21 protein-coding genes are annotated in these 22,268 nt (G+C 63.7%); 11 read left to right on the forward strand and 10 right to left on the reverse strand.

Going from position 1 to position 22,268, the window contains the following annotated elements:
* Positions 1–25: 25 nt before the first annotated feature.
* From QWY79_RS00785 to phhA, 3 genes are all read right to left on the reverse strand, one after another.
* Positions 26–1,213, reverse strand: a complete 1,188-nt coding sequence (locus tag QWY79_RS00785) for an amino acid aminotransferase (RefSeq protein WP_141318133.1) — start codon at positions 1,211–1,213, stop codon at positions 26–28.
* A gap of 1 nt (position 1,214) precedes the next feature.
* On the reverse strand, positions 1,215–1,553 hold the full coding sequence (locus QWY79_RS00790; RefSeq protein WP_141318135.1) for a 4a-hydroxytetrahydrobiopterin dehydratase: 339 nt from the start codon (positions 1,551–1,553) through the stop codon (positions 1,215–1,217).
* Positions 1,554–1,628: 75 nt separating this feature from the next.
* Positions 1,629–2,459: a phenylalanine 4-monooxygenase gene (gene phhA, locus QWY79_RS00795; RefSeq protein ID WP_290268923.1), complete on the reverse strand. Its 831-nt coding sequence runs from the start codon at positions 2,457–2,459 to the stop codon at positions 1,629–1,631.
* A gap of 291 nt (positions 2,460–2,750) precedes the next feature.
* Between phhA and QWY79_RS00800 the strand changes: the two genes are divergently transcribed.
* Both QWY79_RS00800 and QWY79_RS00805 read left to right on the forward strand, forming a co-directional pair.
* Positions 2,751–4,316 (forward strand): sigma-54-dependent transcriptional regulator, encoded by a 1,566-nt coding sequence (locus tag QWY79_RS00800; protein WP_290268925.1) that lies wholly within the window; start codon positions 2,751–2,753, stop codon positions 4,314–4,316.
* Positions 4,313–4,918: a hypothetical protein gene (locus QWY79_RS00805; protein WP_290268927.1), complete on the forward strand. Its 606-nt coding sequence runs from the start codon at positions 4,313–4,315 to the stop codon at positions 4,916–4,918. Before QWY79_RS00800 ends, QWY79_RS00805 begins: the two co-directional genes overlap by 4 nt.
* A gap of 6 nt (positions 4,919–4,924) precedes the next feature.
* Here the strand turns inward: QWY79_RS00805 and QWY79_RS00810 are convergent, their stop codons facing one another.
* Positions 4,925–5,830 (reverse strand): GGDEF domain-containing protein, encoded by a 906-nt coding sequence (locus tag QWY79_RS00810; RefSeq protein ID WP_290268929.1) that lies wholly within the window; start codon positions 5,828–5,830, stop codon positions 4,925–4,927.
* Between the two features lie 439 nt (positions 5,831–6,269).
* Positions 6,270–7,421 (reverse strand): cyclopropane fatty acyl phospholipid synthase, encoded by a 1,152-nt coding sequence (gene cfa, locus QWY79_RS00815; RefSeq protein WP_290268931.1) that lies wholly within the window; start codon positions 7,419–7,421, stop codon positions 6,270–6,272.
* Positions 7,422–7,582: 161 nt separating this feature from the next.
* Here cfa and QWY79_RS00820 point away from each other — a divergent pair, with 161 nt between their 5' ends.
* The 5 genes from QWY79_RS00820 to QWY79_RS00840 all read left to right on the forward strand — a co-directional run bounded on the left by QWY79_RS00820 (position 7,583) and on the right by QWY79_RS00840 (position 12,456).
* A complete protein-coding gene (locus QWY79_RS00820; RefSeq protein WP_290268933.1) occupies positions 7,583–7,891 on the forward strand; it encodes an MTH1187 family thiamine-binding protein in 309 nt (102 codons plus the stop codon).
* A gap of 308 nt (positions 7,892–8,199) precedes the next feature.
* A complete protein-coding gene (hppD, locus tag QWY79_RS00825; protein WP_290268935.1) occupies positions 8,200–9,306 on the forward strand; it encodes a 4-hydroxyphenylpyruvate dioxygenase in 1,107 nt (368 codons plus the stop codon).
* Positions 9,307–9,503: 197 nt separating this feature from the next.
* On the forward strand, positions 9,504–10,964 hold the full coding sequence (locus QWY79_RS00830; RefSeq protein ID WP_290268937.1) for a sodium-dependent transporter: 1,461 nt from the start codon (positions 9,504–9,506) through the stop codon (positions 10,962–10,964).
* Positions 10,965–11,130: 166 nt separating this feature from the next.
* Positions 11,131–12,000, forward strand: a complete 870-nt coding sequence (gene cobA, locus QWY79_RS00835) for a uroporphyrinogen-III C-methyltransferase (protein WP_290268938.1) — start codon at positions 11,131–11,133, stop codon at positions 11,998–12,000.
* 126 nt (positions 12,001–12,126) lie between these two features.
* Complete coding sequence (locus QWY79_RS00840) at positions 12,127–12,456, forward strand: septal ring lytic transglycosylase RlpA family protein (RefSeq protein WP_290269116.1); 330 nt, start codon at positions 12,127–12,129, stop codon at positions 12,454–12,456.
* Between the two features lie 111 nt (positions 12,457–12,567).
* Here the strand turns inward: QWY79_RS00840 and QWY79_RS00845 are convergent, their stop codons facing one another.
* Genes QWY79_RS00845 through QWY79_RS00860 form a run of 4 tightly spaced genes read right to left on the reverse strand, consistent with a single transcriptional unit; the run spans position 12,568 to position 16,296 of the window.
* Positions 12,568–13,659, reverse strand: a complete 1,092-nt coding sequence (locus QWY79_RS00845) for an ABC transporter substrate-binding protein (RefSeq protein ID WP_290268940.1) — start codon at positions 13,657–13,659, stop codon at positions 12,568–12,570.
* Positions 13,656–15,041, reverse strand: coding sequence for a sensor histidine kinase (locus tag QWY79_RS00850; protein WP_290268942.1), 1,386 nt, complete (start codon positions 15,039–15,041; stop codon positions 13,656–13,658). Before QWY79_RS00850 ends, QWY79_RS00845 begins: the two co-directional genes overlap by 4 nt.
* Positions 15,038–15,700: a response regulator transcription factor gene (locus tag QWY79_RS00855; RefSeq protein WP_290268944.1), complete on the reverse strand. Its 663-nt coding sequence runs from the start codon at positions 15,698–15,700 to the stop codon at positions 15,038–15,040. The genes QWY79_RS00850 and QWY79_RS00855 overlap by 4 nt, the downstream gene beginning before the upstream one ends.
* Positions 15,697–16,296, reverse strand: a complete 600-nt coding sequence (locus QWY79_RS00860; RefSeq protein WP_290268946.1) for a helix-turn-helix domain-containing protein — start codon at positions 16,294–16,296, stop codon at positions 15,697–15,699. Before QWY79_RS00860 ends, QWY79_RS00855 begins: the two co-directional genes overlap by 4 nt.
* Positions 16,297–16,497: 201 nt before the next feature.
* On the opposite strand from QWY79_RS00860, the gene QWY79_RS00865 reads away from it, so the two are divergent.
* The 4 genes from QWY79_RS00865 to QWY79_RS00880 all read left to right on the forward strand — a co-directional run bounded on the left by QWY79_RS00865 (position 16,498) and on the right by QWY79_RS00880 (position 21,145).
* Positions 16,498–17,487: a Bug family tripartite tricarboxylate transporter substrate binding protein gene (locus QWY79_RS00865; RefSeq protein ID WP_290268948.1), complete on the forward strand. Its 990-nt coding sequence runs from the start codon at positions 16,498–16,500 to the stop codon at positions 17,485–17,487.
* The gene (locus QWY79_RS00870; RefSeq protein WP_290268950.1) at positions 17,484–17,936 is read left to right on the forward strand and encodes a tripartite tricarboxylate transporter TctB family protein; all 453 of its coding nucleotides are present in this window, start codon (positions 17,484–17,486) and stop codon (positions 17,934–17,936) included. The genes QWY79_RS00865 and QWY79_RS00870 overlap by 4 nt, the downstream gene beginning before the upstream one ends.
* The gene (locus QWY79_RS00875) at positions 17,936–19,459 is read left to right on the forward strand and encodes a tripartite tricarboxylate transporter permease (protein ID WP_290268952.1); all 1,524 of its coding nucleotides are present in this window, start codon (positions 17,936–17,938) and stop codon (positions 19,457–19,459) included. The genes QWY79_RS00870 and QWY79_RS00875 overlap by 1 nt, the downstream gene beginning before the upstream one ends.
* A 216-nt stretch (positions 19,460–19,675) precedes the next feature.
* Complete coding sequence (locus tag QWY79_RS00880; RefSeq protein ID WP_290268954.1) at positions 19,676–21,145, forward strand: phospholipase D family protein; 1,470 nt, start codon at positions 19,676–19,678, stop codon at positions 21,143–21,145.
* Positions 21,146–21,190: 45 nt separating this feature from the next.
* On the opposite strand, the gene QWY79_RS00885 is transcribed toward QWY79_RS00880, so the two are convergent.
* Entirely contained in the window at positions 21,191–22,120 is a 930-nt protein-coding gene (locus tag QWY79_RS00885) for a YihY/virulence factor BrkB family protein (protein WP_290268956.1), read from the reverse strand.
* Positions 22,121–22,268 lie beyond the last annotated feature (148 nt).

Consider the following 22,268-nt stretch of genomic DNA (forward strand, 5'->3'; position numbering starts at 1 on the left):
ATGCTGACAGCCTGTCGGTCAGCGCCTAGTTGACGGCAGCGATCGCCTTCGCCAGATAGGGCAGGTTGTCGTGAGAAAAGCCGGCCACATTGGCGCGGCCCGAGCGCACCATGTAGATGCTGAACTCGTCACGCAGGCGGTCGACCTGTTCCGGTGTCAGGCCGGTATACGAGAACATGCCCTTTTGTTCGGCCACATGGGCGTACTTCTCGTCCAGCCCGTAGGGCTTGAGGGCCTCGACGAAATCGCGGCGCAGGCTGTTGATGCGGTCGCGCATTTCGGTGAGTTCTTCACGCCAGGTGGCGGTGAGTTCCGGCGAGTGCAGGATCTCCGCGACGATCGAGCCGCCATGAGCGGGCGGGTTGGAGTAGTTCTCACGGGCCACGATGGCGACCTGGGAGCGGATGTTTTCCATCTGCTCGTTGTTGCGGGCGACCATGATCAAGCAGCCGGTACGCTCGCAGTAGATGCCGAAGTTCTTGGAACAGGAGCTGGTGATGATCACCTCGTCGAGGTTCTCGGCCAGCAGGCGCGGGCCATAGGCGTCTTCGTCGAGCCCCTTGCCGAAGCCCTGGTAGGCGAAGTCGACCAGGGGCAGCAACTTGCGTTCCTTGAGGACTTCCAGGACCTGTCCCCATTGATCGCGGGAAAGGTCGAAGCCCGTGGGGTTGTGGCAGCAGGCATGCAACAGCACCACATCGCCTTCGGGGATCTGCTTGAGGGCCGCCAGCATGCCGTCGAAATCCAGGCGGTTGTTGCCGTCGACATAGGGGTACTTCTTGAGGGTCAGGCCGGCGGCCGGAAAGATGCCCAGATGATTGGGCCAGGTGGGGTCACTGACCCAGATGCTGCGGCCTGGCAGTTGAGTGGCGATGAAGTCGGCGGCCAGGCGCAGGGCGCCGGTACCGCCGGGGGACTGGGTGGCGCTGGCACGACCGGCCTCGAGCACCGGGGAGCCTTCCCCGAGTACCAGCGGCAGGACGGCCTGGCCATAGCGCGGATCGCCGTGAGAGCCGATGTAGGTCTTGGTCATTTCGTTTTCGAGCAGCTGGGCCTCGGCATCCTTGACCGCGCGCATGACCGGTGTATTGCCCTTGGCATCACGATACACGCCGACACCGAGGTCGACTTTCTGAGGATTGGTATCCTTCTTGAAGGCCTCGATGAGACCCAGGATGGCGTCCCCGGGGACCCGCTCTATTTGCTCGAACATGTTACGTCGCTACCTCGTCGGTTCTGGCGGCAAGAATGAAGTCGTTCTTGTGCAGGCCCTTCATTTCGTGGGACCACCAGGTCACGGTGACCTTGCCCCACTCGGTCAGCAATGCCGGGTGATGTCCCGCTTGCTCGGCGATTTCACCCACTTCATTGGTGAATGCCAGGGCCTGACGGAAGTTGCGGAACTTGTAGCTCCGCTCCAGTTGCATGATGCCATCGCGCTCGACGATCTGCCACTCGGGGATGTCGCGCCGATAAGACTCGATCTCGCTGTCGGTGACATGCGGGGCGTCCCAGCTGCAGGCTTCGCACTGTTGTTCGGAGAGGTCGCTCATCTTGCCTCCTTCATCGCGGATGGATGTATCCCATTGTCTGGGGCTGGTGTCGCCTCCTGTCAAGCAGGCTCGGCTTCAGACCGTGGTGGGCTCGGCGGAGGCGGGAGTGAAATGCGGGGCATGCAGGCCCAGTTCCATGGCCTGGTGCACCAGGCCCATGATGTCTTCCCGGGCGAGCTGCTCCAGTGTGCCCAGGCCGTCCAGCACATAGTAGAGCGGCTGCAGAATATCGATGCGATAGGGCGTGCGCAGGGCATCGAGCGCATCGAAGTCGGCATGCAGCGGCGTGTCGGAGAGGGCATGGAGTGTTTCCCGGGGCGACGAGAGGATACCGCCGCCATACAGGCGTCGCCCGGCGGGTGTGTCGACCAGCCCGAATTCGACGGTCATCCAGTAAAGCCTGGCCAGATAGACGCGCTCCCGGGAGCTGGCCGCGAGGCCCAGTCGTCCATAGGTGGCGGTGAACTCGGCGAAGGCCGGGTTGGTCAGCATCGGGCAATGACCGAAGACTTCATGGAAAATGTCCGGTTCCTTGAGATACTCCATTTCTTCCGGTGAGCGGATGAAGGTGGCCACCGGAAAGCGCCGCTCGGCCAGCAGCTCGAAGAAGGTATCGAAAGGAATCAGGGCCGGTACCGCCGCGGTACGCCAGCCAGTGGTGGCGGTCAGCACGCGATCGATGTCGGCGAGTTGCGGCACCCGGTCGCGGGGGAGGGAGAGGCGCTCCAGGCCTTCCAGGTATTCGCTGCAGGCGCGCTCTTCGACCAGGGGCAGCTGGCGGTCCATGAGGCTGCGCCAGGTGGCATTCTCGCGCGATGACCAGGCAATCCGGCCTTCGTCATCCGGGGAATGAACGCGATACCCTGTCTTGCTGGTGGCAGCATCCGTGGTCGTCTCGGCTTTCATGACGGCTCCCGTTGTTGTGTTGTGATGGCAGGCAGTTTCCTCTGAGTCTAGGCTTCGGGAGCGGTCACGGTGGATCCAGGCGATGAATCTGCAAGCGGACTGCACGGCTCTTTTGTAAAGGATTCGTGACAGTTGATTCTGTCGAGGCCGGGACAAGCGAGGAGCAGCGCCATGCGCTGAATTGCCGTGGCGCCACTGTCACGTTAGGTTGCCAGTTGAGGCATGCCGGCTTGACGATGTCTGCGCCAGTGCCGGCATCGATACCACTGTTCAGCGAGGGAAGAGCCCGGCATGCGCTTGAGATTTCATTGTCAGAATCGTATCGGCATCCTGCGCGATATCGTCGCGCACTTTGCCGATTATGGCCTGAATGTGGCGCATGGCGAGGTGGGCGGCGACCATGGCAATGCCATCTACCTGCATGTACCGAACCTGCTCAATGCCCAGTTCACCACCCTGCGCCCCGAACTGGAGAAGGTTCCCGGGGTGTTCGGGGTGCGGCGGGTGAGCCTGTTGCCCAGCGAGCGACGCCACCTGGAACTGGATGCGCTGTTGTCGTCCCTGAGCGATCCGGTGATGTCCATCGACATGGAAGGTCACCTGGTGGCGGCCAATCGGGCGGCGGGGCAGTTGCTGGGCGTCCGGGTCGATGAAGTGCCGGGCCTGTCGCTGGATCGCTATCTTCCGGACCTCGACCTGCCGGGCTTGATTCGACGCAACAATGCCCGGGTCAATGGCTTGCGCCTGGAGCTGCATGACGCCACCTATCTGGCCGATATCGAGCCCCTGCACCGTGAGCACCTGGAGGATGTCGCCTCCCTGGCAGGGGCCGTGGTGACCCTGCATCGCGCCGATCGCATCGGCGAACGCATCTATCAGGTACAGCGTCAGGCGTCACCGGGATTCGAGTCGCTGTTTCAGGCCAGCCCCCGGCTCGAAGTGCTGATGCGCGAAGCACGACGCATGGCCCCGCTGGATGCGCCCTTGTTGATCCAGGGGGAAACCGGCACCGGCAAGGAACTGCTGGCGCGTGCCTGTCATCTGGCAGGCGCGCGCGGCCAGTCGCCCTTCATGGCGCTGAATTGTGCCGGCCTGCCGGAGTCCATGGCCGAGACCGAGCTCTTCGGTTATGCGCCGGGCGCATTCGAAGGCGCGCGTCCCGAGGGCAAGCTCGGGCTGCTGGAGTTGACTGCGGGTGGCACCATCTTTCTCGACGAGGTCGGTGAAACCAGCCCGCGCATGCAGGTCAAGCTGTTGCGCTTTCTGCAGGACGGCGGCTTCCGCCGTGTGGGCAGTGACGAGGAAACCTACCTGGATGTCCGCATCATCTGCGCCACCCAGCAGGACCTGCCGAGCCTGTGCCGTGAAGGGCGCTTTCGCGAGGACCTCTATCACCGTCTCAATGTGCTGACATTGAGCGTGCCCCCCTTGCGCGACTGTCTGGATGGCATGGAAACACTGGCCGAGCAGTGCATCGATCGTGCCGCCAGGCAGATCGGCTGTGCGTTGCCGCACCTGTCGCCGGCGGCGCTGGCCCGACTGCGTGGCTATCATTGGCCGGGCAATGTGCGTCAGCTGGAAAACGTGCTGTTCCAGGCCGTGTCGCTCTGCGAGGGAGGCGTCATCGAGGCCGAGCAGTTGCGCATGCCGGATGTGGGCCAGGCGCCGGGCCTGGCCGGCATCGACCTGGAGGGGTCGCTGGCCGACATTCTCGGGGAGGTCGAGCGACAGGTGCTGAGTCGTCTCTACCCCGAGAATCCGTCGAGCCGTCAACTGGCCAGGCGTCTCGGGGTCTCGCATACGACCATTGCCAACAAGCTCAAGCGCCATGGCATCGATGGCGGGGATTCACCATGAAGTATCCTGAGCGGCGTCGCTTGCCGTTGTGGCTGAAGCTCGCCTTCACCCTGTGGATCCTGTTCTGGGCACCTGCGGTCGCCATCCAGGTGGGGGTCCAGAATTATCTCTGGATGTGCAATCTGGCCAATTTCCTGTTGCTGTTAGGGCTGTGGTCGGAGAGCCGCCTGCTGGTCTCCATGCAGTGGCTGGCGACGGCCCTTGTGGGCAGCCTCTGGGCGCTGGATGCCGGCACGGCCTGGATCAGTGGCTGGCATCCGATCGGCGGCACCGAGTACATGTTCGATGCCGCCACGCCACTGGGCGTCAGGCTCTTGTCGCTCTACCACCTGATTCTGCCGTTGGTGGCCTGGGTCGGTATCGCGCGCCTCGGGTATCAGCCACGGGCCCTGTTCTGGCAGACAGGCGTCACCTGGATGGCCGTGCTCGCTGCCTATCTGTTGACCGACCCCGCGCGCAACGTCAACTGGGTTCAGGGGCCCTTCGGGAGCGTACAGACCTGGTTCGATCCCGCGGTCTATGTTGGCGTGCTGATGCTGGTCTGGCCGCTGCTGCTGTATCTGCCGGTGCACCTGCTGACGACTCGCAAGCTCACGGGTTAGACGACGTCAGCGGCTGGCGACGACCTGATTGCGTCCTTGATGCTTGGCGGCATAGAGGTTGTTGTCGGCGCGTTCCAGCAATCTGTTGCGATCCTCCCCGATGCGGTGTTCGGCAATCCCCATGCTGACCGTGATGGTGCCGTCGTCGAGCGCGAAATCGTGGGCGGCGATGCGCTGTCTCAGACGCTCGGCCAGGTTTTCGGCACTGCTGCGGGCAGTAAGCGGCAGGACCAGGGCAAATTCCTCCCCGCCGAGTCGGCCCAGGAAGTCCTCGCGGCGCAGCAGGTCGCGAACGTAATGGGCGAGATTGATCAGCACATCATCGCCCTTGAGGTGTCCCCAGCTGTCATTGATGTGCTTGAAATGGTCCAGATCGAGGATGACCAGCGACAGTGGCAACGCATGTCGATTGCTGAGCGAAATTTCCTCGTCGAGGCGCTGCAGCAGCTTGCGTCGATTGGCCAGTCCCGTCAGCGGGTCGGTATCCGAGAGCAAGCGCAGGCGCTCTTCCTCGGCAACCTGTTCACTGATGTCGAGCATGATGCCGTGCCACAAGGTGCCCGACTCGACCTCTTCGGGCTGTGCGCGCACGGCGATCCAGCGGTCATGGCCCTCCCGGGTGCTGAGTCGGAATTTGCCCATCAGGGGCGTCTGCCATCGGGCAGAGCGCTCGATGGACGCCATCCAGCGGGGATAATCGGTTTCGTCCAGCTGCTCGAAAGCCAGGGATGCGTCTTCTGCCAGCCGCTCCGGCGCCACGCCCAGCAGCCGTCTGCCACTACCGACGAGATAGGGAAAATGCATGCGGCCTCCGGGGCTGCGGTGCAGCTGGAAGAGCAGGCCGGGCAGTTGTTCGGCCAGGTTTTTCAGGGGCTGCAAAGTATGGTCAGGAATGACATCGTTGACCGGCATGCGCTCATCCTTGTGTTCCGTCTGCGTTTAGATTCGTTGTTGGTTATACCCAGGCCAGTTCCTTGTTCGGGTAGTTATTTATTTAATGCCTGTTATTAGGCGCGACATCATACCCTGGGCCCATGTTCCAGGCATCCGGCAAACGTCGTAGGAAATTGACTACAAGCACGATGGCTTCGTGGATCGGTCGGCTCTCTCGGTGGCTTCCGGACTGATCAGGGCTTTCGAATATCGTGGAGAAGTGGGTGGGCTTGTCAGAAGGCCCCTTGCATTAGATATTAGCAAAGTGTCGAGAATCGCGCGTGAACTCTGTGCCAGACCTTGACGGCTTGCCTATCGAATCGCGCGAGTCGACGACCTGCCAGAGCTGCGGGGCGCGGGCCCGAAAGGGCCATCAGGGTCCTGTTGTGGTCGGGGCCGGGGTTGCGTGAGTGCTGGTTCAGCGCGGTGCATCATAGCGGCCATCACGATGGCGCGAGTAGACGACCTGCCACAGCTGCAGGTCGCGGGCCCGAAAGGCGCCGGCACAGACCGAGAGGTAGTAGCGGAACATGCGTCGGGTGCGTTCGTTGTAGCGGTCCGCGATCTCCGGCCAGTGGGTGTCGAAATTGGTCAGCCAGGCCATCAGGGTCCTGTCGTAGTCGGGACCAAAGTTCTGCCAGTCCTCCATCAGCAGCCTTCCCTCGCTGGCATCGGCGATATGCCTGATCGCCGGCAACACGCCGTTGGGAAATATATAGCGATGAATCCAGGGGTCGGCACTAATCTCGGAGGTGTTGGAGCCGATGGTGTGCAGGACGAAGAGGCCATCATCGGCCAGCAGCTGCTTCACCGTATCGAAATAGGTCGCGTAGTTGCGGTGTCCGACGTGCTCGAACATGCCGATGGACACGATGCGGTCGAAGGTGCCCTCGAGGTCGCGATAATCCTCGAGCAGGATCTCGACCGGCAGCCCGGCACAACGTTGGCGTGCCAGCTCGGCCTGTTCCTGCGAGATGGTAATGCCCGTCACCTCGACGCCATAGTGGCGCGCGGCATGTTCGGCGAAACTGCCCCAGCCGCAGCCGATATCCAGGACCCGCATGCCGGGTTGCAGCTTCAGCTTGCGACAGGCGAGGTCCAGCTTGGCCACCTGGGCCTGGTGCAGGGTATCGGCGTCTTTCCAGTAGCCGCAGGAGTAGCACATGGTGTCATCGAGCATGCGCTCGAAGAGGTCATTGCCCAGATCATAGTGGGCCTTGCCGACAATGTAGGCCCTGGCACGGCTCTGCAGGTTCATGACGCCGGCCTGAAGGCGGTACTTGAGGCGTTCGGAGCGCGTCTTGGCATGTGTGCCGAGCCCCTGGCGCAGCAACAGATGAGCCATCTCGTCGATACGTTCGCACTCCCACCAGCCATCCATGTAGGACTCACCCAGCCCCAGGGTGCCGTGGCGCAGGACGCGCGAGAAGAAGCCTGGGTGGTAGACGCGAAGATCATGCGCCGCGCTACCATTCAGGGTGACACCGGAGCCCTGCAGCAGTTGCTCGATAGTGTGTCGGGCGCGGGTATCGGGGAGTTCGACGGGGCCAAGCTTCGGCTGGCTGGTCATGAATGTCCTCCTGGTCCTTGAAAAGCGACAGGGGGTTGTACGGGTCGGGTGACGACGGATGAAGGCATGGCCGACCGCGTTACGCTATCAATACGAGCATAGTGCATGCCAAGCCTCATCTGTTAGCCCGCTCATCCAAACCTTGAATCGGAGATACCGGAATGCATGTCATCATTGATATCTGCGTGGTTCCCATCGGCGTCGGCGTGTCGGTGTCACCGCATGTCGCGGCTTGTCAGGAAGTGATTGACGAGGCCGGGCTTGACTATCGTCTGCATGCCTACGGCACCAATGTCGAGGGTCCCTGGGATGAGGTCATGGCCGTGGTCAAGCGTTGTCACGAGGTCGTGCATGACATGGGGGCGCCTCGCATCACGACGACGATGAAGATTAGCACGCGAACAGATCGTGTGCAGCATCTGGATGAAAAGGTCGCAAGCGTGACGGCCCGGACGCCTGAGCGAGACTGAGTGAGGCGGTGGGTCGCATTGGCGAGGCTCCAGGGCCTGGCCATGCCACGGCGTCAGGGGGATGTGACGCCTTGTAAGGATTTCTTTACGCATGGCAGCACTGAATCGGGCGCTGCGCGGGGCTGTCACGCAGGCCTTACGGTCGGACTCGAAAGGCGGCCCGGTGGGGCGCTCGAAAGCCGGGAGTAACGGCTGCCAGGACCGTGCGGATGACTCTAGTCTTGAGGGCATCGAAGGGGGAGACCGGCGCATTTCTCGTGAAGTGCGGGTGGTCTCCCGGAAGGAACTGCCACTCCGGAGGAGTCATCATGAACGCACCTGCCACCACACCGCGCACCATCAGCGCCGAGAACCCCATCGGGACCGACGGCTTCGAGTTCGTCGAGTATACCGCTCCCACCCAGGAAGGCATTGACGCCCTGAGGGCGCTCTTCCTGGCCATGGGCTTCAGCGAGACGCGGCGTCACCGTTCCAAGGCCGTGACGCTCTTTCAGCAGGCGGATATCAATTTCGTGCTCAATGCCGAGCCGGATAGCCATGCGGCGGCCTTTGCCGCCACCCACGGCCCCTCGGCCTGTGCCATGGCCTGGCGTGTGGCCGATGCGCGGCAGGCCATGGAGCAGGCGCAAAGTGCCGGTGCCAGGGCCGTCGAAACCTCGGTCGGACCGGGGGAGGTGGGCATTCCGGCCGTCGAGGGCATCGGTGGCTCGCTGCTGTATTTCGTCGACCAGAGCCGGGATGACCAGGGGCGCAGCATCTATGACATCGACTTCGAGCCGATTCCCGGTGCCAGTGCCGATGATAATGCGGTCGGCCTCGAGGTACTCGATCACCTGACCCACAATGTCGACCGCGGCCAGATGGACGTCTGGGCGGACTTCTACACTCGCCTGGCCAATTTCCGCGAGAATCGCTACTTCGATATCGAGGGCAAGAAGACCGGCCTGCATTCGCGTGCCATGACGGCGCCCTGCGGCAAGATGCACATTCCGATCAATGAGTCGGCCGATGACACCTCGCAGATCGCCGAATTCCTGCGCGACTACAACGGCGAGGGCATTCAGCACCTGGCCATGGCCACCAACGATATCTATGCCACGGTACGCGCCCTCAAGGCCAACGGCATCAGCTTCATGACCACACCGGCGACCTACTACGAAAAGGTCGATCAGCGCGTGCCCAACCATCAGGAAGATCTCGATGCGCTGCGCGAGCTTAACCTGCTGGTCGATGGCGGACCGGACCAGGGGGTGCTGTTGCAGATCTTCACCAATACCGTGATCGGCCCGATCTTCTTCGAGATCATACAGCGCAAGGGCAACGATGGTTTCGGGGAAGGCAACTTCAAGGCACTGTTCGAATCCATCGAGGAAGACCAGATTCGCCGCGGTGTGCTCGGTGCCGATGACGCCTGAGGGCAAGCCTCTCGAAAACGGCAGTGGGGCGGCGCCTGACCGGCCTGCCGGCAGGTGCCTGTCGCCGGATCGACGAGCATCGCGGGGCTAGCCATTGCCTCACTGCCCAATCACGACAAAATCCGTCACAATATGGCGCTTCTCGCTGCCATGTCGCGTGATGGGCGACAACAAGATTTCCGTGATTCTGGTGCAACATGACAAAGACTGATCGACCCCGTACCCAGTGGCTAGGCCGCTGGGGCTTCGTGCTGGCGGCAACCGGCTCTGCGGTTGGCCTCGGCAATGTCTGGAAATTTCCTTACATGACCGGTGAATACGGTGGTGCGGCCTTCGTGCTGGTCTACCTGGTGTGCATACTCTCGGTCGGCGTGCCGGTGATGATGACCGAGATCGCGCTCGGCAGGCGTGGCAGGGGCAGCCCCATCGATGCCATCCGCCGCATGGCCAGCGAGTCGGGACGCTCCCCGGCCTGGTCGTTGCTGGGCTGGATGGCCATGCTGTGCGGCTTTTTGATTCTCAGCTTCTATGTGGTCGTGGCCGGCTGGTCGTTCGCCTATCTGTGGAAGATGCTGAGTGGTGGCCTGGCCGCCTCCAGTGTCGATGACATGGCGGCCATCTTCGCGGCCAACAATGCCAACCCCTGGAGCCTGGGGGCGTGGAGCAGCCTGGTGACCCTGGCGACCATGCTGATCGTCGGCAAGGGGGTGCAGTCCGGTATCGAGAAGAGTGTCAGCTGGATGATGCCGGGCATGGTCATCATGCTGATGATCTTGATCGGTTATGGCGCCTTTTCCGGTGGCTTCAGCGAGGCGCTGTCCTTCCTGTTTGCCTTCAATGCCGGCAGCCTGTCCAGTGAAGGCATGCTGGCGGCCATGGGGCATGCCTTCTTCACGCTCTCGCTGGCTTCCGGGGCCATTCTGACCTACGGCAGCTATCTACCCCGCGAGGCTTCCATCGGTCGCACCACCCTGACCGTGGCAGTAGCCGATACGCTGGTGGCCCTGATGGCCGGGCTGGCGATCTTCCCGGTGATCTTCGCCAACGGCCTGGAGCCCGGCAGTGGCCCGGGGCTGATCTTCATGAGCCTGCCACTGGCCTTCCAGGCCATGCCGTTGGGCACCCTGTTCGGTATTCTCTTCTTCGTGATGCTCTCCATGGCCGCGCTGACGTCCTCGATCTCGATGGTCGAGGCCACGGTGTCCTGGCTCACCGACAACAAGGGCCTCAGCCGTCGGGCGGCCGCCTGGGGGACGGGGATCGTGCTGTGGTGCATCAGTACCCTGGCCATGCTGTCATTCAATGTGGGAGCGGAGTGGACGCTGCTCGGCAAGCACTTCTTTGACTGGCTGGACTTCCTGACATCGCGCCTGATGATGCCCCTGGGCGGGCTCGGCATGGCCTTGATGGCCGGCTTCGTGCTCAGCAGCGAAGCGCTGCGCGAAGAGTTGGGGCTGTCACCGCTGGCGCATGGGCTCTGGCTGTTCATGGTCCGATATGTCAGCCCACTGGGCATACTGGTGATCTTTGTCGATGCCCTGGGCTGGCTCGATATCGACTTTGCCGCTCAATGGCCCTGGTTGCTGCTGGCCCTGGCGGTCATGGCGGTAATCGGCGAGTTGATGCGTCCTGGTTTGCGGCGCGCCCTGTCCTGCTGAACGGTCCTGTCCCGCCTGCCTGGCTATGCATCGCCCCGCTCAGCGGGGCGATGCTGTGTGGGGCAAGGCGCTGGTTATATGCTTGCGCTCAGACGTTAGTAGCGTTACTGCCTTTTTTTCATTACGTTACGGCATATTAATCACTCGATTCCAGGTGTCAGGGAATATGGCAGCTAACACTTCAGCGTGCCCGCCGGCGGCGACTTCTCCCCCGCTGACGGCGTTCGAGCCGGGGCGGGTGTGCCTGGTCGGAGCGGGGCCGGGCGACCCGGAGCTGCTGACGATCAAGGCGCTGCGCCGCCTGCAGCAGGCCGAGGTCATCCTGCATGATCGCCTGGTCAGTGACGCCATTCTGGCGCTCGCCAACCCGGACGCTCAGTGCCTTTACGTGGGCAAGCAACGCTCGCGGCACAGCGTGCCCCAGGGGGAGATCAACCAGGCCCTGGTGGAGTGGGCCCAGGCCGGCAAGCGCGTGGTGCGCCTCAAGGGGGGCGACCCCTTCATCTTCGGGCGTGGTGGGGAAGAGCTGGAAACACTGGTCGGCGCCGGCGTGCTGGTCGAGGTCGTGCCCGGCATCACGGCTGCCTCGGGGTGCGCGGCCTATGCCGGCATCCCCTTGACCCACAGGGATTACGCACAGTCGGTCCGCTTCATCACCGGGCATCTGCGTGATGGAGGGTGCGAGCTCGACTGGCCGACGCTGGTGCAACCCGGCCAGACCCTGGTGTTCTACATGGGGCTTGGCAGCCTGGCGATCATCGGGGAACGTCTGCAGGCCCATGGGCTGGCCGCCCGCACGCCGCTGGCGCTGATCGAGCAGGGCACGACGCGCCGCCAGCGGGTGCACCTGGGCACACTGGGTAATTTGCCTTCGGGCGGCGAGGTGGATAAAATCTGTCCACCGACATTGATCATCGTCGGAGATGTGGTGACGTTGCATGACGCTCTGGATTGGTTCGACTCGACACGAGCCAGTGCAGATGGGTGGCTGCAGGGAAAACACCCAACGCCGTCTGACGCGTCTCGAGGCGCCTGACCCACGCGAGGAGCAGGGCAGGGCGTACAAGCCGTTGTGAGGTGACGAATGGGATTTCCTTGCACGACCAGGGGCGCTGGGCGCCCGGGATTTATCCGTCAGGGTGCCATGGCCGTGGCGCTGGTGATGCTCTCTGGCTGCGCCAGTGAGTCGCAGGCCAACAGCCCGATCCAGGAGGGTGTGGCATCCTACTATGCAGACCGTTTCGATGGCCGCACCACCGCCAGTGGTGTACCCTTCGATCAAACGGATCTGACCGCGGCGCACAAGTCGCTGCCCTTCGGCACCCGCGTGCTGGTGACGCGCCGCGATAACGGTCGCCAGGTCGAGGTGCTGATCAACGACCGCGGCCCCTATGTCGATGGGCGTGTCATCGACCTGTCCAAGCGCGCCGCCCGCGAGCTGGGCATGCTGGGACGAGGTGTGGCCCCGGTCGAACTGACCTACGTACGCTGATCGCGTCGCGGGCCCGGCATCATGCCGGGCCCTGCTTTGCATCCCTCGGGCTATTACCCCTCACGCACTTACATCTCATCCATCACTCCATCACTCCTCACTCCTCACTCCTCACTCCCTGACACCTTGCCCGTTACCCGCTTTTCGGGATTGACCGTCGTCGCGCTTGAATTCGCGTTGCCAACGGCTCAGCAGGGCCTGTCGCTTGAGTTCGTCCAGGGTTGCCAGCAGGCCGGGGCCGATGGTCAGTGGTCGCAGGGCATCGCCATGCGTCGTGCGCCAGGCCTGTGCCGTACCGGGGCCGCTCAGGTCCGGGTGAATGGCACCGAGAGAGGTTTCCCCGGCAATCACTGCCTGCCCCCGGCGGCTGATCAGGTAATCGAGAAAGCGCCGGGCATTTTCCGGGTGCGGCGCCTGGCGAGGCATGAAGGCCAGGCGCTGGATCACCAGGGTATAGTCATCGGGAATGATCATCTCGAGATCGGGGTTTGTCGCGACGATCTGCCGGGCATAACTGCCCAGGAGGTTGTAGCCGATCCAGTAGCGGCCCGCGGCGAGCCCCTCGAGCATTTCCCCGGTGGTCGCGACCAGTGAGGTGTCGACATCGCCCAGGGCCGCCACCAGGTCCCAGTAGCGTGGCGAGAGCCGGGACTCCTCGATGGCGTAGGTGTAGCCTGCTCCGCTGAGGCGTGGATCATAGGTCACCACCCGGCTTGTCAGAGGCTCCCGCTGCTGCCGCAGCAGTGCCAGCAGTTCGGCATGGTTGTCGGGGCGGGAGTAGCGCTCCAGCAGCTTGCGGTGCACGACCATGACGATGGGCTCGAAGGTGAAGGCGAACAGCTCCTGTCGCCATCTGGCCCAGGCCGGCCATTGTTGTGCTGACGGTGTATGCAGTGGCTGGGCATAGCCATCGTTGGCGAGACGGTATTGCCAGGGCATGGCCGAGGAGATCACCACGTCGGCCTCATCCGGTGCGGCCAGGAAGTCACGGTACAGCGGCAATGTATCGCGATTGCGGTAGTGCACCTGTAGGGAAGGGTGTTGCTGCCGGAAGTCGTCCAGCAGGGGCTGCATGTGCGGCTCGTCCAGGGCGCCCTGGATGGTCAGCGTCGATGCCTGCTGACGTGTGTCGCCCGGCTCCGGATCGGCAGAGGCGATCAGGGACAGGCCGCCGAGCAGCAGGATGGCCAGGCCTCGTTTCATGCCGGATCTCCTTCGGGAAATGTCAGGGTTACGCTCAGCCCCTGGCCTGCCTTGCCGTCGGCAAGGCCCAGGCGGGCGCCATGACTGCGCGCGATGCCGTCGACGATGGCCAGCCCCAGACCGGAGCCGTCGGGATCGTCGCTGTCTCGGTGGAAGGGGCGCAGCATCAGCAACTGCTTGGTGGCCGGGATGCCGGGGCCATCATCCTCCACTTCCAGTCGGGGCGGTGCCGCGCTGACGCGCACCGTTATGCGCGCGGCGCCGTAGCGGCGACTGTTGTCGATGAGGTTGGTCAGTGCCTCTTCCAGCTGCCAGTCCAGCCCCGACACCATGACCTCGCCCTCCGGCAGCTCGGCACCCAGGTCGATGGCCTGACGATGACAGTCACTCCAGTGGCGCTTCACCAGGCGTCTGGCCAGGTCGCCGAGGTCGACCGTCGTGAGCTCCGGACGGTATTCCGGGTTGTCGAGGCGGGTCAGGGACAATAACTGCATGGCCAGGCGCGACGTCCGGGCGCTGGTCTCGTGCATGACACTCAAGGCCTGATGCCATTGCGCCGGGTCATCCTGGCGCAGCGCCAGTTCGGCACGCGCCGAGAGGCCGGCCAATGGGGTGCGCAACTGATGCGAGGCATCGCCGATGAAACGCTCCTGGTTGGCGCGCACCCGGCGCATGCGGGCGAGGAGCTCATTGAGGGTCTCGCGGAGCTCGGCCAGTTCTCGGGGCAGTGGCAGCTCCAGGGGAGACAGGGTGCGCGGATCCCGGGCGCGGATGGCACGGCGCAGACGGGTCAGGGGCGCCAGGGCGCTGCGAATGGCGATGAACAGCGTAATGGCGGCCAGCAGTGCCATGCCGAAGATGTACATCAGGTTGCCGCGGAGCAGCTGTCCGGCGAGTTGCTGGCGACCTTCGCGGGTGTGGGCCACGCGTACCTCGAAGCGTTCGCGCTGGCGCCAGTCCTCGATATGGGTGCGCCGCACGCCCATGCGCAGGGCCAGGTCATGCCAGCGAGTGTCCTGATAGAAGAGTGCATCGTCGGTGTCGCGATTCTCCGCGACAGGTGCGTCGACGCCGGGCAGGTCGGCATTGCCGGTCACGAAGTGGCCACGGTCGTCGTAGATGGCGTAGAAGACCCGCTCCTCGGCATCCGTTGCCAGCATTTCCAGGGCGGCCGGCGGCAGGTCGAGCCACAGGCGCCCATCCTGCCACTGGACCTGTTCGGCAATCGCCAGGGTCGAGGCTTCCAGCAAGCGGTCGAAGGCCCGGTCGGCGGTCTGACGCGCATCCAGCCAGGCCTGGAAAAGCATCAGGCCCCCCAGCGCCAGCATGGGCAGCATCAGCCACGACAGCAGGCGGCGGTAGAGGCTGTCCCGGCGAATCACTCGGCCTCCAGCAGGTACCCGATACCGCGCACGGTACGCAGCGCGATACCGGCGTCGCTGAGCCGCTTGCGCAGTCGGTGGATATAGACCTCGATGGCATTGTCGCCCATGGCGGCTCCCTGAAAGGCTTCTTCGGTCAATTGCGCCTTGTCGACCGGTTCGCCGGCATGACGCATCAGGCAGGCCAGCAGGCGCTGTTCCCGTGGAGGCAGCGCAAGCGGCTGGGCGTCCAGGCTGAAGGTCTGGGACAGGCCATCGAACTGCAGTGGCCCGACCTGCAGCACCTGACGTCGCTCGCGTCGCCGTAGCAGCGCTCGCATGCGGGCTTCCAGTTCATCCAGCGCGAAGGGTTTGGCCAGGTAGTCGTCGGCACCCAGGTCCAGTCCGCGCACCCGGTCTTCCACGGCGCCGCGGGCGGTCAGAATCAACACCGGCGTATCCCGGTCATGCTGTCTCAGGGCTTCGAGAACCGCCAGCCCGCTGCAGCCGGGAAGATTGAGGTCCAGCAGGATCAGGGCATGGCCATGGCGCGGCGTGTCCAGTGCCTGGCGCGCCGCCGTGCCGTCGGTCAGATGCTGGACGCGGTGGCCCTCGAGTTCCAGCGTATCGACGAGGGTATCGGCCAGCAGGTGATCGTCCTCTACCAGCAGCACGGTCATGTTGTCATCTCCTCGCCCGCTCGAAGCGTTGCCAGCGCCTTGTCCAGGCACCGCCCCGCCCGGGATGGCGTGAGTCGGCTGGCCGGCCCCGACAGTGTCAGCCAGTGCAGTGGTGTCGGGGCGGGCGTGTCGAGGGCGCGATACCCCATGGTGCCCCCCGGCAAGGGCGGACGCGGATCTTCGGCGGATGCCGTGGTCCAGCGCTGGCCGGGGCGCAGCTCATGACGCAGGGCGTTGTCGGGCAGTGCCACCAGACGGCACTCGACGCAACCGGCCTGGACTTCCAGCAGGGCCGCGGTTTCGCCGGTTTCACTGGCCATCCGGTCGAGCAGCGGCTGCAGGCGCGTGGCCAGCCATTGAGAGGGTGCATGGCGGCGCGCCAGGCGTGACGGGCTGCCGCCCAATTGCCAGCGGCTGTCATCGCCCCGCTGAACATAGTCGTGGCGTTCCAGAGAGCCCAGCAGGCGCAGCAGGGTGCTCTTGTAGAACCCGGTGGCCTGGGCGAGCTCGGCCAGCGTGAAGTGCTCCTGAGACGAGTCGAAGGCCTCGAGAATCCTCAGGGCGCGTTCGACGGCTTCCACACGATCCTGTGCCATGCCGGGGCTCCGTGTCTGATGAGTTGACGCTGGGTCCTGGAGTTAAACTTTGGTCGCAATTTATCTCGGCAGCGTTGACCCGAAGCGGTGCTACGCCTAGCTTTCTACCCTAAGGAACGTTGTTCTGCCTTACAGAATTGTAAGCCAGCCGTCAGCGTTCTTCAAGCGAACTTCATTTCACGACTTCAGGGGACAACAATAATGTCCATCAAGACGCCTCTCACGATTGTTGCCGTTGCCACCTTGTCGGTGAGTGCCGGCTCTGCCATGGCCTTCGAGCCCGAAGGCAAGATGGAATGCCTGGCTCCCGCCGATCCGGGCGGTGGCTGGGACTTTACCTGCCGCAGTGTGGGCAAGGTCTTGGAAGAACTGGGCTTGGTGCCGGCCAGCGTCCAGACCATCAACATGGCCGGTGCCGGTGGTGGCGTGGCGTATGCACACACCGTCAGCAAGCGTGCCGGTGATGAGGAACTCCTGGTAGCCGCTTCCACGGCGACCACCACGCGCCTGGCCCAGGGTCAGTTCCCGGGCATGAATGCCGACATGGTCAACTGGATCGGCGCCCTGGGGGCCGACTACGGTGTCATCGGCGTGGCCGAGGATTCCGAGTACGACGACCTGCCCGAGCTGATGGAGGCCCTCAAGGAAGACCCGCGCAGCGTCAAGTTCGCCGGGGGCAGCGCCAAGGGTGGCTGGGATCACCTCAAGGTATTGATCACCGCCCAGGAAGCGGGTGTCGAGAACCTGCCGCGGGTGCCGTACCTGTCCTACAACAATGGCGGCGAAGCCATGACCCAGGTGGTCGGCGGGCATGTCGATGCCTTCACCGGAGATATCAGTGAGGCCCAGGGCTTCATGGAATCCGGGGACCTGCGCGTGCTGGCCGTTCTGTCCGAGGAGCGCCTGCCGGGTGAATACAGCGACATTCCCACCGCCAAGGAGCAGGGTATCGATGCCGTCGGCCCCAACTGGCGCGGCTTCTACATGCCGGCGGATATCTCCGACGATGCCAAGTCCTACTGGACCGATGCCATGGACACCATCTACGAGAGCGAGGAATGGAAGTCCGTCATGAAGCAGAACGGGCTGATGCCGTTCCACATGAGCGCCGGTGAATTCGAGGACTTCGTCAAGAACCAGATCGATGACATCGAACAACTCTCCAAGGACATCGGGCTGATCAAGCAATGACCTTCAACGACCGTATCTGCGGTATTCTGCTGATCGTCCTGGCCGTCGCGTACGGCTGGGGCGCCAGTCAGTTCCCCGTGCCGTTTGGCGGGTCCGAGGCCGTCGGGCCCGAAACTTTTCCGTATCTGCTGTCGGCAGTGCTCATCCTCAGCAGTCTGTACATGATCGTGCGGCCCGACCCTGACAATGCCTGGCCCTGGAGCCGCACCGGTGTCGAGCTGATCATCGCCGTGGTGGTCCTGTTGCTGTATACCGCACTGCTGCAGCCACTCGGCTTCATCATCAGCACCACCCTGGCCGTCGGCACCCTCTGCTGGCGCATGGGGGCGACGCTGCCCCGGGCCTACCTGACCGGCGCTGCTGCCGGTGTCGTGGTGTTCCTGGTATTCAATTACGCACTGGGTCTGGCGCTGCCGCTGGGTGTGCTGTCCTTCGTGGAGGCTGGCTGATGGAAACCCTTGGTTATCTGATGGATGGGTTTGCGGTTGCCCTGGCACCGCATAACCTGATGTTCGCCCTGCTGGGGGCATTTCTGGGTACCCTGATCGGTGCCTTGCCGGGGCTGGGTCCGGCCAATGGCGTGGCCATCCTGATTCCGCTGGCCTTTACCCTCGGCCTGCAGCCGGAAACCGCCCTGATCATGCTGACCTCGGTCTATGCCGGGGCCATGTACGGTGGGCGCATTTCCTCGATTCTGCTCAACATTCCCGGTGACGAGCCGGCGATGATGACCTGCCTGGATGGCTATCCCATGGCCAAGCAGGGCAAGGCTGCCGAGGCACTGGCGATTTCGGCCGTGGCGTCCTTCATGGGCAGCCTGATCGCGACCATCGGCTTGATTCTGCTGGCGCCGTTGCTGGCGGATTTCGCCCTGACGTTCGGTCCGGCAGAGTATTTCGCGCTCTTCCTGCTGGCCTTTGCCACCCTGGGGGGCATCACCGGCAAGAACCCCATGAAGACCGTGGTGGCGGCCTGTATCGGCCTGATGATCGCGACCGTGGGCATCGATACCACGGGCGTGCAGCGCTATACTTTCGGTGTCCTGGAGCTCTATGAGGGTGTCGACTTCATCATCGCCATCGTCGGCCTGTTCGCCATCTCCGAGCTTCTGTTCTTCATCGAGGACAAGGCGGGTGGCGGCAAGGAAAAGATGTCCGTCAACAAGCTGACCCTGTCCTTCAAGGACCTGCGCGCGATCATGCCGTCGAGCATTCGTGGCGGTATCCTGGGCTTCATCGCCGGCGTCCTGCCGGGGGCAGGGGCTTCACTGGGCAGTTTTATCGGCTATACGCTGGAAAAGAAGGTGGTCGGCAAGAAGGGCTACTTCGGTCAAGGCGACCCGCGTGGTGTGGCGGGACCCGAGGCCGGTAACAACGGGGCCTCCAGCGGCGCCCTGGTGCCCATGCTGACGCTCGGGGTGCCGGGCAGCGGCACCACGGCCGTGCTGCTGGCCCTGCTGATTTCGCTGAACATCACGCCGGGGCCGCTGATGTTCACGCAGAATGCCGATATCGTCTGGGGCGTGATCGCGGCCCTGCTGATCGGTAACTTCCTGCTGCTGGTGCTGAACATCCCGCTGGTGGGCATCTTCGTCAAGCTGCTCTCGGTGCCGCCGATGTTCCTGTTACCGGTGGTGACCATGATCGCCTTCGTGGGCATCTACTCGATCTCCAACACCACCTTCGATCTCTACTTCATGGTGGCCTTCGGCGTGGCCGGGTACCTGCTGCGCAAGCTGGAGATACCCCTGGTGCCGGTCATACTCGGCCTGTTGCTCGGGCCGGAGATGGAGAAGAACCTGCGCCATGCCATGGATATCTCCGACGGCGACTGGGCCATTCTGTGGGACAGCGGCCTGGCCATCGGCCTGTGGGTCTTCGCCGGCCTGGGGCTGATCCTGCCGTACATCGTCGGCCCCATTCTGCGTCGACGCATGAAGGTAGAGACGGCCGAGGCCAGGGCAGATGATTAAGCCCTGACGGCCAGCTGGCTGGAAAGGAAAAAGGCGCCGCTCAAGCCGGCGCCTTTTTAGTTCCCGGGCTGGCCCCGGTTGACGGCATGAGTGGCGGCGCTGTCTTCATGAGTTTGATCTGCTGCACCCAATTCTGCGTGGCATTCTGCCGAGTGGTATTCTGCTCCGCCTGACTCGAGGGCGAGTCGCCACGCGATAGCAGGGAGTGCCGCCGGCATGTCGGAACCCGCAAGTGGCCGCCAGGACGGCGGCAAGAGGATGTATCTATGCCTGTTGCTGGGCATCGGATTGGTGATAGCCGCCATGGCCAGCTGGCAGCGTTACAAGCCGTTGCCCGCCGGCATCGGGGTGGCATATCCCGAGCGGCCCGCGCACGAGGTCCGCTTGCTGAGCGACGAGACCTGGTACGATGCCGACGGGCAGCAGAGACTCGATCAGGAGATCTTCCCAGAGGTCCTGGCCATGATCGGCCAGGCGCGTCGACTGATCGTTCTGGACATGTTCCTGTTCAACGACTTTGCCGGCAAGGTGACCGCCGAGTCGAAGTTCGTGCCCTTGTCGTCGCGGATCACCCGGGCACTGATCGAGCAACGGGCTCGCTTTCCCGGGCTGCAGGTCATCGTCATTACCGACCCCCTGAACACTCTCTATGGCGGGCTGAGGCAGCCACACCTCGAGCGACTGGATGACGCCGGTGTCCAGGTCGTGATGACCGATCTGGATCGGCTTCGCGCCTCCAATCCGTTGTGGTCAGGCATCTGGCACCTGGGGCTCAATCGACTGGGCAACGACGCCGAGAGTGGCTGGCTGCCCAATGCGTTGGGGCAGGGGAAGGTGACGCTACGCTCGTACCTGGCCATGCTCAATTTCCGTGCCAATCATCGCAAGACCCTGGTGGTCGATCAGGGGGATGGTTGGGCGGGGCTGGTGACTTCGGCCAATCCGCATGATGCGAGCAGTCTGCACGATAACCTGGCGCTGCGCTTCGAAGGGCCGGCGGCACTCGACCTGCTGGCATCCGAGCGTCCGGTTGCCGCCTGGGCCGGTGTGGATCTGCCAGGCCCACCGCCACCCGAGTCATCCGGTGGGTCTCCCGGGGCGAGCATGCAGGTGCTGACCGAGGGCGCGATTCGCGATGACCTGCTGCGGATGGTACGCGCGGCGTCATCCGGCGACCGGCTGGATGTCGCAGTGTTCTACCTGTCACACCGGCCACTGATCGAGGCACTGATTGACGCCAGGCGTCGCGGTGTGACGGTCCGGGTGCTGCTCGATCCCAATCGGGAGGCCTTCGGCATGACGAAAGGCGGCATTCCCAACCGGCCGGTAGCCGACGAACTCGAGGCAGCCGGCATCGAGGTACGCTGGTGCGTGACCCGGGGCGAACAGTGTCACACCAAGTTGCTGCTGCACCGGCCCGATGGATCGGGCGAGGGCGGGCTGATTCTGGGATCCGCCAACTATACGCGCCGCAACCTGGATAACCTCAATCTGGAGACCAGTGTTCGCCTGACGGGACCCGTGACACAGCCGGCGCTGGCCGAGGCCAGCCGCTACTTCGAGCGCCGTTGGCACTCGGTGCCCGGCCGCACCACCAGTCGTGCGTATGACGATGTCGATGACATGGGCCCCTTGACCTGGTGGCAATATCGCTGGATGGAGGCCAGCGGGCTGTCGACGTTCTGATGGTGCTGCCGACGCTGTGTCTGATCGCCGGCTTTCAGGCAACGCTTAGTTCACGCGCGTCACGGCCTGATGGCGCGAGTCGACGTGCCAGGGCAGGCCGAGCCGGGTGTTGCGCTCCAGCTCGGCAATCACCTGGGCACCGAGCAGCAGGATGATGGCGCCGACTTCGAGGATCAGCAGGATGACGATCAGGGTCGCCAGGGAGCCATAGACGGCGTTGACGAACGACAGGTTGGTGAAATAGAAGACCAGCAGCAGGCGCGCGCCTTCCCACATCAGGGCGGCCACAAAGCCGCCGATCAGGGCGCGATGAATGGCAATGCGCACCACCGGAAGCACCTTGTAGATGGCACTGAACAGCAGGAAAACGCCGATGAAGCTGGTCAGGTTGAGCATCGAGCCGGACAGCCCGGCCAGCGGCAGCTCGCGGCCCAGCAGCGCCATCCAGACGGTATTGACGGTATTGGCCAGGCTGACCATCAGCGTCAGGCTCAACAGGGCGGCGCCGAGCACCAGCATGAAGGCATAGGGCATCAGCACCGAGACCCAGACCGAACGGCCGGCGTGGGTGTCCGAGGCATGAAAGATGATCGCCAGGGCGTCCTCAAGCATGCGAAAGGCGAAGGAACTGAAGACCAGCAGCACGGGAATGCCGAGCACGCCGATGGCGTCACGTGAATCGAGCAGTGAGCGTACGGCATCCAGCACCACTTCGGCATAGGCCGGGGTGAGGTGGCGCACCTGGATGGCCAGCACGCTCATGAGCTGCTGTTCATCGACCACACCGGCCAGCAGCACGACCAGCAAGGCAAACAACGGCACGATCGACAACAGTACATTGTAGCCGACGCCACCCGCCAGCAGGATCCCGCGGTTGCCCAGGAAAGCGGTCAGCACGCGCCAGGCAAAGCGGATCACTCGACTGGCGAGCAAGCCGAGACGTGGTCTACCTGCTGAAGTCGCTGCGTCGCTCATTGCCAGGTCCGTCGAAGATGCCAGGGTATGATACGCTGATCGATGCAAGATGCGTCAATTGCTTGATGACGCCCCGCAACGATCCTGTTCGTGTGTCGGTCGCAAAGCAGCTAGGGCCGTGAGGGTTGACACGGGAAGGGGTTCCGGG

The organism is Halomonas sabkhae, assembly GCF_030409265.1.
GTDB lineage: Bacteria > Pseudomonadota > Gammaproteobacteria > Pseudomonadales > Halomonadaceae > Halomonas > Halomonas halmophila.

Coding starts and splice junctions, on each gene's coding strand:
- QWY79_RS00785 (WP_141318133.1), bottom strand. CDS start 1,213: ATGTTCGAGCAAATAGAGCGGGTCCCCGGGGACGCCATCCTGGGTCTC.
- QWY79_RS00790 (WP_141318135.1), bottom strand. CDS start 1,553: ATGAGCGACCTCTCCGAACAACAGTGCGAAGCCTGCAGCTGGGACGCC.
- phhA (WP_290268923.1), bottom strand. CDS start 2,459: ATGAAAGCCGAGACGACCACGGATGCTGCCACCAGCAAGACAGGGTAT.
- QWY79_RS00800 (WP_290268925.1), top strand. CDS start 2,751: ATGCGCTTGAGATTTCATTGTCAGAATCGTATCGGCATCCTGCGCGAT.
- QWY79_RS00805 (WP_290268927.1), top strand. CDS start 4,313: ATGAAGTATCCTGAGCGGCGTCGCTTGCCGTTGTGGCTGAAGCTCGCC.
- QWY79_RS00810 (WP_290268929.1), bottom strand. CDS start 5,830: ATGCCGGTCAACGATGTCATTCCTGACCATACTTTGCAGCCCCTGAAA.
- cfa (WP_290268931.1), bottom strand. CDS start 7,421: ATGACCAGCCAGCCGAAGCTTGGCCCCGTCGAACTCCCCGATACCCGC.
- QWY79_RS00820 (WP_290268933.1), top strand. CDS start 7,583: ATGCATGTCATCATTGATATCTGCGTGGTTCCCATCGGCGTCGGCGTG.
- hppD (WP_290268935.1), top strand. CDS start 8,200: ATGAACGCACCTGCCACCACACCGCGCACCATCAGCGCCGAGAACCCC.
- QWY79_RS00830 (WP_290268937.1), top strand. CDS start 9,504: ATGACAAAGACTGATCGACCCCGTACCCAGTGGCTAGGCCGCTGGGGC.
- cobA (WP_290268938.1), top strand. CDS start 11,131: ATGGCAGCTAACACTTCAGCGTGCCCGCCGGCGGCGACTTCTCCCCCG.
- QWY79_RS00840 (WP_290269116.1), top strand. CDS start 12,127: ATGCTCTCTGGCTGCGCCAGTGAGTCGCAGGCCAACAGCCCGATCCAG.
- QWY79_RS00845 (WP_290268940.1), bottom strand. CDS start 13,659: ATGAAACGAGGCCTGGCCATCCTGCTGCTCGGCGGCCTGTCCCTGATC.
- QWY79_RS00855 (WP_290268944.1), bottom strand. CDS start 15,700: ATGACCGTGCTGCTGGTAGAGGACGATCACCTGCTGGCCGATACCCTC.
- QWY79_RS00860 (WP_290268946.1), bottom strand. CDS start 16,296: ATGGCACAGGATCGTGTGGAAGCCGTCGAACGCGCCCTGAGGATTCTC.
- QWY79_RS00865 (WP_290268948.1), top strand. CDS start 16,498: ATGTCCATCAAGACGCCTCTCACGATTGTTGCCGTTGCCACCTTGTCG.
- QWY79_RS00870 (WP_290268950.1), top strand. CDS start 17,484: ATGACCTTCAACGACCGTATCTGCGGTATTCTGCTGATCGTCCTGGCC.
- QWY79_RS00875 (WP_290268952.1), top strand. CDS start 17,936: ATGGAAACCCTTGGTTATCTGATGGATGGGTTTGCGGTTGCCCTGGCA.
- QWY79_RS00880 (WP_290268954.1), top strand. CDS start 19,676: ATGTCGGAACCCGCAAGTGGCCGCCAGGACGGCGGCAAGAGGATGTAT.
- QWY79_RS00885 (WP_290268956.1), bottom strand. CDS start 22,120: ATGAGCGACGCAGCGACTTCAGCAGGTAGACCACGTCTCGGCTTGCTC.